The organism is Streptomyces sp. M2CJ-2 (assembly GCF_016757295.1).
In the GTDB taxonomy this organism is placed as follows: Bacteria; Actinomycetota; Actinomycetes; order Streptomycetales; family Streptomycetaceae; genus Streptomyces.
Genome location: NZ_JAESIF010000114.1, coordinates 1 through 11,280, shown reverse-complemented (window position 1 = coordinate 11,280; position 11,280 = coordinate 1). Strand labels below are relative to the sequence as shown.

8 protein-coding genes and 2 pseudogenes are annotated in these 11,280 nt (G+C 70.5%); 7 read left to right on the top strand and 3 right to left on the bottom strand.

From position 1 onward, the window contains the following. Positions 1 to 737 precede the first annotated feature (737 nt). The 3 genes from JL475_RS41595 (at position 738) to JL475_RS36370 (ending at position 3,056) form a co-directional block, all read left to right on the top strand. Positions 738 to 1,112, top strand: a complete 375-nt coding sequence (locus JL475_RS41595; protein WP_307825297.1) for a hypothetical protein — start codon at positions 738 to 740, stop codon at positions 1,110 to 1,112. A 341-nt stretch (positions 1,113 to 1,453) separates the two neighbouring features. Then, entirely contained in the window at positions 1,454 to 1,879 is a 426-nt protein-coding gene (locus JL475_RS36375) for a contact-dependent growth inhibition system immunity protein (protein WP_202282470.1), read from the top strand. A 688-nt stretch (positions 1,880 to 2,567) separates the two neighbouring features. Next, positions 2,568 to 3,056 carry a GNAT family N-acetyltransferase gene (locus tag JL475_RS36370; RefSeq protein WP_202282469.1) on the top strand — a complete coding sequence of 163 codons (489 nt, stop codon included), beginning with the start codon at positions 2,568 to 2,570 and terminating at the stop codon, positions 3,054 to 3,056. Between the two features lie 121 nt (positions 3,057 to 3,177). Here the strand turns inward: JL475_RS36370 and JL475_RS36365 are convergent. Further along, positions 3,178 to 3,576: pseudogene (locus JL475_RS36365) on the bottom strand (MerR family transcriptional regulator); the annotation flags it as partial. Between the two features lie 521 nt (positions 3,577 to 4,097). Here JL475_RS36365 and JL475_RS36360 point away from each other — a divergent pair. After that, positions 4,098 to 5,513: a DEAD/DEAH box helicase gene (locus JL475_RS36360; RefSeq protein ID WP_202282468.1), complete on the top strand. Its 1,416-nt coding sequence runs from the start codon at positions 4,098 to 4,100 to the stop codon at positions 5,511 to 5,513. Positions 5,514 to 5,724: 211 nt separating this feature from the next. Next, complete coding sequence (locus JL475_RS36355) at positions 5,725 to 5,967, top strand: DUF5302 domain-containing protein (protein ID WP_202282467.1); 243 nt, start codon at positions 5,725 to 5,727, stop codon at positions 5,965 to 5,967. Between the two features lie 708 nt (positions 5,968 to 6,675). Here JL475_RS36355 and JL475_RS36350 read toward each other — a convergent pair. Further along, positions 6,676 to 8,361, bottom strand: coding sequence for a ribonuclease J (locus tag JL475_RS36350; protein ID WP_202282466.1), 1,686 nt, complete (start codon positions 8,359 to 8,361; stop codon positions 6,676 to 6,678). A 431-nt stretch (positions 8,362 to 8,792) separates the two neighbouring features. Here JL475_RS36350 and JL475_RS36345 point away from each other — a divergent pair. Beyond that, positions 8,793 to 9,184 (top strand): annotated as a pseudogene (locus JL475_RS36345) (PP2C family protein-serine/threonine phosphatase); the annotation flags it as partial. A 15-nt stretch (positions 9,185 to 9,199) separates the two neighbouring features. Here JL475_RS36345 and JL475_RS36340 read toward each other — a convergent pair. Continuing rightward, entirely contained in the window at positions 9,200 to 9,541 is a 342-nt protein-coding gene (locus JL475_RS36340) for a hypothetical protein (RefSeq protein ID WP_202282465.1), read from the bottom strand. Positions 9,542 to 10,433: 892 nt separating this feature from the next. On the opposite strand from JL475_RS36340, the gene JL475_RS40850 reads away from it, so the two are divergent. Continuing rightward, positions 10,434 to 11,280: tyrosine-type recombinase/integrase (locus JL475_RS40850; protein ID WP_307825296.1), on the top strand; the 847-nt coding region annotated here is incomplete at its 3' end.

Genomic DNA, 11,280 nt, shown 5'->3' with positions numbered 1-11,280 from the left:
CGGTGTCACACCCGAAAGAAGATCACACCCTATCCGACAAGGATCAGCCGGGGCACCTAACAAAGCCCTACTAGGGTTCGCGTCCGGAATCACGTCTACGCTGCCCAGTCGAGTCCGAGTTCGGCCAGCGCCTGCCTGCCGGGCTCGGAAAGCCATCGCCGCAGGCAGCAGCGGTCGGGCGATCTCGGCCGGCACCATGTCCGCGTGTTCGCTTCGATGCTGTACAAGGTGGCCCGCAAGCTGTTGTCCGCCCCGGGATACCGCTGCGCCACGACACAGCAAAGGATGCCGAGTTGCTCGTGCTCCGGCATCAGAACGCAGTACTGCGCCGCCAGATCGCCGGCCCGGTCCGCTACGAGCCCGCGGATCGGTTCCGGCTCGCGGCACTGCCCAGCCTGATACCCCGTCACCGCCGGCAGGCAGTCTTCCCCGCCACGCCCGGCACGCTACTGGCCCGGCATCGCCGACTCATCGCAGCGAAGTGGGACCGCAGTACACGGCGCGCCCGCACCGGACGCCCCCCCGACCAGAGCGGCGCTCAAGAACCTCGTGCTACGGCCCGCTCGGGAAAACGCGAGGTGGGGCCACCGGCGGATCCAGGGCGAGCCCGCTCGTCCCGGGCACCCGATCGCCGCATCCACGGCAGGGGAGATCCCGCGTGAGGCCGGCATCGACCCCGCCCCGCGCCGCACCGGTCCGAGTGGGCGCGAGTTCCTGACCCCCAGGCCGAGGGCATCGTGGCCGCGGACTTCTTCCATCTCGACACCGCCCCGGGGCACCGGTTGTACGCGCCGGCGTTCCTCGAGCACGGCACCCGACGCCCGCACATCACCGGCGTCACCGCCCAGCCCAGCCGGGAGTGGGTGGTGCGGCAGGCACGGAATGCCGCCGCCGGCCTGGGCGTCCGCATCGAGTCCCTGCGGTTCCTCCTGCGCGACCGCGACGGCAAGTACGGGCCTGCCTTCGACGCCGTCTTCCAGGCCGAAGACATGGAGGTACTACTCAGCGCACCGCGGGCTCCCCGGATGGACGCACATTGCGAGCGGGTGACCGGCACCCTCCGGCGCGAAGCGCTGGATCACGTCCTGGTCATGAACGAGGCCCACGCCTGACACGTTCTCGCTGACTTCCAACGGCACTACAACACGCATCGGCCCCCATCGGTCCCGGAATCAACTGCCTCCCGACGCCCAGGATCAACCCGCCACTGTGCACGTTCTGGGCAGCCGCAGGCTCCTGCGCACTCGCGTCCTCGGCGGCACCCTCAACGAGTACCGCTACGCCGCTTGACCAGCAGCGATGACTTTCGAGCCCGACAAGTACTTTCAACGGCGCTCGGGGGAAGGCAAGACGCGACGGGAAATCGTCCGCTGCCTCAAGCGTTACGTGGCACGAGAGGTCTTCCACCTGGTCCGGCCCGAGAGCGTACGGCGGTCTGGTGAGAATGGAGCGCATGGACCATCTGCTGCACCTCGACCGTACGCTCGACGAGCTGGACCCGCCCCGGTGGACGCCTCCTGCCGCTGACGCGACCCGCCTGGTGCGCACCGTGCATGAGTTGCGGTGTGTGGCTTTGGGCGATCTTGGTCCCGCGGATCTGCGCACCCTCATTGCGCAGCAGGTGGCACTGCCCTACGTCCTTCCACTCGCCGTGCGCCTGCTGATCGAGGAGCCGCTGCTCGACGCCTGCTTCTACGTGGGCGACCTGCTGCTCGCCGCCGTCAATGCCCCTGCCTCGGCCTGGAGCCTGCTGCCAGAGCTCGGTGCGCGGCTGCGGACCGTCATCACGACGTTGCCGGACACGGCGGTTGCCGGCCTGCCACGCGGTGCCGCAGGGGAGCTTGCCCGCTTCGTCGGAGAGCCCGCACCGTGTCTTTGAGCTGAAATCGGAAATTGGGGCTACGGCCTGCCCGGCGTCAAAGGCGGCCCTGAAACGCGATGTGACCTGGGAGGTTCCGGCTCTCGTGGCATGATGCCGTCCGCCTTCCTGCAAGTCCCCGTGATAGGGGCTTCGGTGACACGGCGGAGGCCTGTCGGGAACCATTCCGACGGGGCTTTTGTGGAGTTCGTCGTGGCCGCCGGTGACCTGTCGGCCTACGCGGACGCCGGTGACCTGGCCTCCGCGGCCGGGAGCGCATCTGCTCGATGTCGGTCGGGCGCGGCGGCCCGTGGCGAGCAGCAGCCGTTCCTCCTGGGCGGCTTCTTCGTCGCCGTGCAGGGGCTTGTGCGGGGATGCGGGGCAGGGATCCGGAGTGGGTCGGGAAGGACGCGGCGATGGCGTCCACGACGGAGGCGGGAGCGTCGGCCTCGGCCAGGGTGGTAGGCACGGGGTGCGGGAGGCGTCCCGTACCGTGTGCATCAGGTGCGCGGCGGCCTCGCGCAGGCGGCGTCGGGCGTGTTCGGCCACGATGATCCGCGCGTACGTGGGCGTGTGCCGGGGCGATTCGGCGGCAGTGACATGGCCGATCGGTGCCTTGGCGAGCGGTTTCCGGGAGCGGTGCAGGAACGCCTGCGCGAGCAGCCGACCTGCCGCACGAAGGCCCTCCCCGGTGCGAAATACTCTCCCGATGAGTTCACGCACTTCCCCGATCAGCCAGCCGGTCACGATACGGAGGGCCGTCGCGCGGGATGCCAAACGGCTCACGCGGCTGGTGCGTGGCTCAGGCGCCTACGAGGGTAAGTACGCAGCCGCAGTCGCGGGCTACCGGGTCGGTCCTGATTACATCGAGGCCCACCGCGCCTTTGTGGCCGTCGGCGCCGACGAGCATGGAGGCCGGGTCCTCGGGTTCTACTCGCTCGTCCTCGCTCCACCGGAGCTCGACCTGCTGTTCGTCGCCGACGAAGTGCAAGGACGGGGTATTGGACGGCTGCTCGTGGCGCACATGCAGTCCGAGGCCCGTGCTGCCGGGATCGAGCGTCTCAAGGTCGTGTCGCACCTTCCCGCCGAGGACTTCTACCACCGCGTCGGTGCGGTGCGGACCGGGACCGCGTTCGCGAACCCGCCCGCCGTGCCGTGGGACCGTCCCGAATTCGAGTTTCGCATTCCTTCGGGATGACGCGGTGTGCCGGTTGGCGGGGCACCGGCTTCGCCTGCATGGTGGCCGGCTTGCAGGAGCCGCTGGACGCCGCGCGCTCCGTGTGTGCCGTCGCCTCTGCCCTGGCGGGGTGATCGCCTGCCAGGACCTGCTCGACCGTATCCGCCGGCACGGGACCCTTCAGCTCCGTAATCGGAAGACCCGGCACGTTCCCGAGCGCGGACTTGATGACAGCAGCCTTCTGCTGTGCTGCCGCGTCTCCCACGACCTTCGACACCTGCTCATCGAGCAGCCGGGATACCTCGTCAGCCCCGGAACCCAGTACCGCCTCGACACCAGCGAGGGGCATGGCAATCTCACGGAGCTGACGCAGCACGGTCGCCCGCGCCACCTGGTCAGCGCTGTAGTAGCGGTAGCCCGAGATCGGGTCGACTTCGGCAGGGGGCAGCAGCCCGGAGTCGGCGTGGAACCGCAACGCGTTGGAGGTCAGACCACTGCGCTGGGCAAAGACCCCGATCGGCATCAGCTCAGAATTTGGCACCTCGCCATCGTTGAGCTTCAACCAACTCGAAGGTCAACATCGACGAGCGGCGCCACCAACCTCATGGCCAGCAACATCTAAGAGTGCTGAATGCTGCGCACCATGCATAAGCCCAAGATCTAGCGTTTGGTGTTTCCGCAGCTCAGAGCCCTGATCGCCGCGTCCGGGTCAGTAAATGGTCAGCATCGGGCCGGACGGCGTCCGGCTTGCTGACCTGCACCCGTGGCAGGGGCCTGCTGCCCCGCCCGGCACCCCGCTCGTACGGCTTGATGCGTGGCTCGACAGCTCGCCCGTGGGGTGGGGCCGTCCTTCAAGGAGAACGGTTTTTCCAGGCCGACCCGCTGCCAGCACCCGTACACAGAGGCGATCGGTATCAGCGGCGCGATGTTGTGCCTTGTGTTAGTCTCATCCATTTGCGTGGTCGTCGCGGTGGGCGATTCTGCCTGTTCGGTTCCGCTTGTGCGTGGGCTGTTCAATCCTGCCGGGCCTTCCTCGGTACGTTCCTCTGCGGAAGGCTGTTCATGAAGCATCCCGACGACTGCGGCATCGCTCACGGCGGTCCCGCCCAGCCCGGGGCCATGACCCCGGCGCTGCCCCCGGCCGTCTCCTTCGCCGGTCTGGAACTGCCGGTGGAGGTGCTGCGGACACTGAGCGGACTCGGGGTGCGCGAACCCTTTCCGATCCAGGCCGCCACACTGCCCGATGCCCTGGAGGGGCGCGACGTCCTGGGGCGAGGGCGCACCGGATCGGGCAAGACGCTCGCCTTCGGCCTGCCGCTGCTGACACGTACGGCCGGGCGGCGCGCCGAATCGAAGCAGCCCCTCGCTCTGATCCTTGTGCCCACCCGGGAGCTGGCCCAACAGGTCACCCAGGCGCTGGCGCCGTACGCCGAGGCACTGCGGCTGCGGATGGCCACGGTCGTCGGCGGCATGTCGATCGGCCGGCAGGTCGCCGAGCTGCGCCAGGGAGCCGAGGTGGTCGTCGCCACCCCCGGACGCCTGCACGACCTGATCGAGCGCAACGCCTGCCGCCTGGGACGGGTGAGGATCACCGTGCTGGACGAGGCCGACCAGATGTGCGACTTGGGGTTCCTGCCGCAGGTTGCCGACGTGCTCGACCAGGTGCACTCCGACGGTCAGCGGATGCTCTTCTCGGCCACTCTGGATCGCGACGTCGATCAGCTGGTCCGCCGCTACCTCCACGACCCCGTCGTCCACTCGGTCGACCCGTCCGCGGGCAAGGTCGCGACGATGGAGCATCACGTTCTGGTCGTCCACGGCCCTGACCGCTACGCCGTCACCACGGAGATCGCCGCCCGCGACGGCCGCGTACTGCTGTTCCTCGACACCAAGCACGCCGTCGACCAGCTCACCCGGCATCTGCGGGCCAGCGGGGTGCACGCCGGGGCCCTGCACAGCGGCAAGTCCCAGCCGCAGCGCACACGGACCCTGGCGCAGTTCAAGAACGGCCAGATCACCGTTCTGGTGGCGACCAATGTCGCGGCCCGTGGCCTGCACGTCGACGACCTCGATCTCGTGGTCAACGTCGACCCGCCCACCGACCCCAAGGACTATGTGCACCGGGCGGGCCGCACCGCCCGCGCCGGTGAGTCGGGCAGCGTGGTCACGCTCGTGCTGGCGGGCCAGCGCCGCGAGACGAGCCGCATGATGGCCGGGGCCGGCATCGAGGCGACCGTCACCCAGGTGCGTTCGGGCGAGGCGGAGCTGAGCCGGATCACCGGCGCCAAGGCTCCCTCCGGCACCCCGCTCGACGGCGGGCCCGCCGTCCCCCGGCCCAAGAACACCAACGCTCCCTTCCGCGGCCTCGGCACCAGCAAGGACACCGCCCGCGGCGCCGGCGGCAAGTCCCGAAAGGCCGGCGAGGCCCGCAAGCTCGCCGAGGCCCGGAAGGCCGCCCTCGTGCGTCGCAACGGCTGAGAGGCGTTGCCCTGGCAGCGAATCTCCTGGCCACGGGATCGACAACCCGCGGCCCGGCCCGAAGCCGTCCTGTGCGCCTCACCTATGAAGCGAACGCCCTCGGCCGGGAGAGGGACACCCGCCGAAACGGAGCAGGACGATGGTGCCGGTGTCCCGCACTACGCCCGGCATGACAAGCTGTGCTGGCCCACCCTCGAACCAGGAGGTCACCATGACCGCAGAGCCCGTACCTACGGAAGGTTCGGAGCCGGCTGCCCCCGAGACGTCCCCTCTGGCGCCGGACAGCGACGGCAACTACGACCTCAAGCGCAAGTTCCGCGAAGCCCTGGCGCGCAAGCGCGGTGCGCAGGCGGCCGCCGCCGATGGCGCCGCCAACCCGAATGCGTCGAAGGTGCGTGCGGCGCACGGCCCGGCTGCGAGTCAGCGGTCGTTCAGGCGTAAGAGCGGCGGCTGAGTCGATGAGTCCCGCGATCTAACCGCTTCACCGGCACTCGGCGCGCTGTCCACTCGCGCGTCCCGTGCCGTGGCCCGCGACGTGCGCATGCCCGTGCGCGCGTTGCGGGCGGGGCGTAGCCGGCGGTCTCGCCTGTGGGAAGGGCCCGGCTGCGGTTGGCGCGGGTCGGTGGCGCGGCCGAACTGGAATTCCGGGATGAGGGCACTGCCTTGTCCGAGGGCACGCGGCCGGTGTCGCGCGCCCGGCGTGCCCCTGTACCGCTGTGAAAATCGACTGCGGTTGTCCGGCGTGACGGTAGGCATCCGCGTGGCATGGACATTCGTTCCCCGTCCTGCTGCGGCTGATCGGCCCACAATCGGTCGTGTTCCCGGCCGCGGTCGCCTTCGTGCCCAGCCGCGACGTGCAGGTGCCGACCTGCCCCGAGTGGGCGCTGTCCGATCTGGTGCAACATCTGGGCGGGGTGCACCGCCGCTGTGTCACCGCTTCCTCCCGCGGCTTCGGCCGCGAGTTCGCGCAGGCGGCCCTGGAGCGCGGCGACAGGGCCGTCGCCCGCGACACCGACTCCCTCGGGGACCTGCCGGCCGCCCACGGCGAGGCGATCCGCCTCGTCGAGCCCGGCGGCTTCGCCACCGACCGGTCCGGGCGTACCCGACCTCGATGCTCGCGGGGCCGCCACCGGAACCGCGGACCGTGCTGCCGGGCTGCGGCTCAGGCGTCGATGATGACGGGGATGATGAGGGGCTTGCGGCGGTGGGCGCGGAACGCCCAGTTCGCCACGGCGCGGGCGAGGAGCTGTTCGAGTTGGCGCGCGTCCCCGACGCCCTCCTCGGCTGCGGTGGCCAGGGTCTTCTCGATGACGGGGATGACCGGCTCGAAGGTGGCGTCGTCGTGGACGAAGCCGCGGGCCAGGAAGTCGGGGGCCTCGGCGAGGGCGCCGGTGTCTGCGTCGACGATCGCCACCACCGTGACCACGCCTTCGGCGGCGAGGGTGAGGCGGTCCTTGAGGGACGCCTCGGTGGCGCCGCCGACTTCCATGCCGTCCACGTAGACGTTGCCGGCGGGGACCTTGCCGGTGATGGACGCGCGCCCGTCGACGAGGTCGACGACGACGCCGTCCTCGGCGATGACGACCCGGTCGGGGTCGACACCGGTACGGATGGCGAGGTCGCCGTTGGCCCGCAGGTGGCGCCACTCGCCGTGCACGGGCATGACGTTGCGGGGTTTGACGATGTTGTAGCAGTAGACGAGTTCGCCGGCGCTGGCGTGCCCGGAGACGTGCACCTTGGCGTTGCCCTTGTGGACCACGTGGGCACCCCACCGGGTGAGTCCGTTGATCACCCGGTAGATGGCGTTCTCGTTGCCGGGGATGAGGGAGCTGGCGAGCAGGACGGTGTCGCCCTTGCCGATGCGGATCATGTGGTCGCGGTTGGCCATCCGTGACAGCGCGGCCATCGGTTCGCCCTGGGAGCCGGTGCACACCAGAGTGACCTTGTGGTCCGGGAGCTTCTCCAGCTCCTTCGTGCTCACGACCAGACCGGAGGGGACCTTCAGATAGCCCAGGTCACGGGCGATGCCCATGTTGCGGACCATCGACCGGCCGACGAAGGCGACCTTGCGGCCGTGCTGGTGGGCGGCGTCCAGGACCTGCTGGATGCGGTGCACATGACTGGCGAAGCTGGAGACGATGACCCGGCGCGGCGCGGTGCGCATCACCTGCTCGATCGCCGGGTTCAGCTCACGCTCGGAGGTGGTGAAGCCGGGTACTTCGGCGTTGGTGGAGTCGGTGAGGAACAGGTCCACGCCCTCCTCGCCGAGGCGGGCGAAGGCGCGCAGGTCGGTGATGCGGTCGTCGAGAGGGAACTGGTCCATCTTGAAGTCGCCGGTGTGCAGCACCATCCCGGCCCGGGTGCGGATCGCGACCGCGAGGCTGTCCGGGATGGAGTGGTTGACCGCCACGAACTCGCAGTCGAAGGGCCCGAAGCCGCGCCGGTCGCCCTCCCGCACCCGCACCGTGCGCGGCCGGATGCCGTGTTCCTTGAGCTTGGCCTCCAGGAACGCCAGCGTCAGCTTGGAGCCGACGACGGGAATGTCGGACCGCTCGCGCAGCAGGTACGGCACGCCGCCGATGTGGTCCTCGTGGCCGTGGGTGAGGACCACGGCCACGATGTCGTCCAGCCGGTTCCGGATCGAGGTGAAGTCCGGCAGGATCACGTCCACGCCGGGCTGGGTCTCCTCGGGGAACAGCACGCCGCAGTCGACGATGAGCAGCTTGCCGGCGTGCTCGAAGACGGTCATGTTGCGGCCGATCTCACCCAGGCCGCCCAGGGCGATGACCCGCAGCCCTCCTTCGGGGAGGGGTGGGGCGGCTTTCAGCTCGGGGTGCGGATGACTCATACCCTGACGGTACCCGGAGAGCGGGACGGGTGATCCATCGCCTGTGTGATCCAACGAGCGCTCGATATGACCCGCCGCCGAAGACTGGCGCTCAGGTCGGCATCCGTCTCATCTGCCCGCTGCCCCGGCCCCAGGACAAGAGGGCAGCCGCGGCCGCTGCGGACGCCGCGGGTGCCGGGTGGCTTTGCGGGTCGCGCGGGCGGTGGGTACCCCGCCCGTGATCACAGAGGAGAAGCAGGGCGAACCGACGGCCCGGGCATGCGCTCACGGCCGCTGAAGCAAACACTGCTGCCTACGGCACATCGGAACGAACACCGTCTCGGTGCTGGCCAAGAACCCGCATCGCCCCCTGAGTGTCGCCGAGATGGAGCGACGTGCGGCCCTTGCGGCGTTCTTGAACACGTGCAGCGAGGATGCGCTCATCGGAAGGCCCGGACAGCGGCCCGTGGACGCTTCGCCGGACCAGTGCCGGGCACCCACCGCCCCTACTGCTGACCCCTGACGGGAACGCGCAGTACCTCGAAGCCGGGCAGGGTCTGATCCTCGGCACGCATCTGCATGCCGGCGGTCATCGGCCGAGCGCTGCCCTCGCCCTGCCGCCGGGGTCCACGCTCCTGCTCTACACCGACGGCCTGATCGAGGTACCCGGGAGCGACCTGGACGCCGGGCTCGGCCGGCTGCGCCGCCATGCCCTCGCCCTCGTCCACGAACCGCTGGACACCCTGTGCGACCAGTTGTCCGCCCGGATGCCCCCGGCAGCACCGACGACATCGCCCTCCTCGCCCTGCGCCTGCCCGGGCCCCGAACTGGGGGCGAGCCGTGATCGACGACGGGGCGCTCACCCCTCCGGAGCCAGCACCAGCACGCGGAACGGGCCGGGCGGCACGGCCGTGGGGGTGTCGTCTCCGGCGCTCCGCCACCCCCAGGACCGCAACGTCTCAACGGCCCTGTCGTCCCGGACGTCCACCAACGTGACTCCGAACGCGGCGCGTTGGCCGGCGAGCAGTCGCCGCTGCAGGCGCCGGGCAAGGTTCCAGGGGCGGTCCTGGTGCTCCCAGCACACGCGGGGCGGGACGATGATCCCGGAGATGACGAAGAACCGCCCGGGGGCGGCGTGGCGGAGCAGACCGTCCTGAACGTGTTCGTCGAAGCCCGCCCACCACGGGTCGGCGCCGCCCACGGGAAAGCCGTAGGCGCATCCGCTCAGGGCGGTGGTCTCCGCGATCAGCAGTGAGAATCCAGGCCGTCGTGCGTCGACCGCGAGATGCCGCAGGAAGGCTGTACGCGCCTGATTCCACGCCCATGGGCTGCCACCGGAGGTCTCCGCGTACAGGTCCCCCAGTTCGTGCCGGCGGCCCTCGACCTGGCCACGGGTCAGCTCGTGGAGGCGTGTTCCCTCGTGGGGCGAGGATCCCTGCTGCCGCTTCGGCCGGCCCGGCGTGCGTGTGTGCCGCTTGCCCGGTGCGGGGAGGTTCGCCGTCGTCGGCGCGGACTTCGATGCGCCACTGGCCGAGGGCGTCGATGCCGAAGTCGACCCGTGCAGGCCGTGTGATGTCGTCCGTCGGCATGGGGACGACGCCGGGCACCGGCTGCCCGTGCTCGTCCGGGCGGTGCACGATGCTGGCGTAGCCGATGCCGCCCCGGCCGGGTCCTGGCCGCGCTCGGTCACTGCGTTTCCCCTCCGTCGTGGTGGAGGAAGCCTACGGCGCGTGCCGTCGGCGACGAGCCGGGTTCGCCGCGACCACCCGTTCACCGGCCGTCCGGCTCCAGGTGGCGCCGGTGCCATGCGGCATGTGTCCGGCACCGGTCGCCGGGTGCCTGCTGCCCGCCGGGCGATGTGTGCAGCAGTCCGCAGTAAATGCCGGATTTACTGCGGCGGACGGAGTGGGGTGGGCCGGATGTCGGTCGAACTGGCGAGCGTGCTGGACGGCGGGGCGTGCTTCCTGCGCCGCGCGCCCGGGTGGTGCCCCTGCCCGCCCTCTGGCGACGTACCCCGAGGCCATCGAGCGGTACCTCACCGGCGCCGGGATCGCGAAGTCCTCCGCCAGGGTCTACCGGATCTCGCTGACGACGTGGGGGTGGATGGTCGCCGGGCAGTCGGCTCCCACCGGGCCGGCCCGCCGCGGTGCGAAGCCCCCGGCCGTGCCCGTCACCGTCATCGACGACCCCGGCCTGCCGGAGGTCCTGGCGGAACTGGCCGCCGCGCGGACGGACGAGATGGACGCCGAGACCGTCAACCGGAGCTGTCCATCGCCCGCAAGGCGATCGGCCGGTGGCAGCGACAGGGCTGGATCATCTGTGATCCGACGATCAGCATCGAGCGCCGCCCCGCGCCGCAGGACCGCACCAAGGCCCTCGCCGAGAACCAGATCGCCGCCCTGTGGCAGCTGGAGGCCGCGCTGCGGGAGAAGACCTTCTGGAAGATGCTCTACGAGTCTGTGGCCCGCGCGGATGAGGTGCTGCGCCTGAACGTGGAGGACCTGTATCCGCAGGACAAGCGCGGCAAGATCACATCGAAGGGCGGGGCGACGGAGTGGATCCCCTGGCAGTCCGGCACCGCCCAGCTGCTGCCCCGCCTGATCGCCGGACGCACCCGCGGGTCGCTGTTCCTCACCGGTCGCAAGGCGCCCACGGGCACCGCGACGCTGGATGTGTGCGAGGAGACCGGCCGGGCCCGCCTGTCCTACCGCCGGGCGGAGGAGATCTTCGAGGAGTCCACCCGGCTGCTGGCCAACCCGCTCGCCCGCAAGGAGGACATCGCCGACTTGGAAGGCTGGACGCTGCACCGGCTGCGGCACTCCGCGCTCACCCCGACGCCGAGCGCACCACCCCCACCCCGATGCTGCCGGCCCGCTCCCGCCCCGCCTCCGTCCGTTCCCTGGAGCGGTACGTCCGCCCCGGCGTCGACGCGGTCGCCGC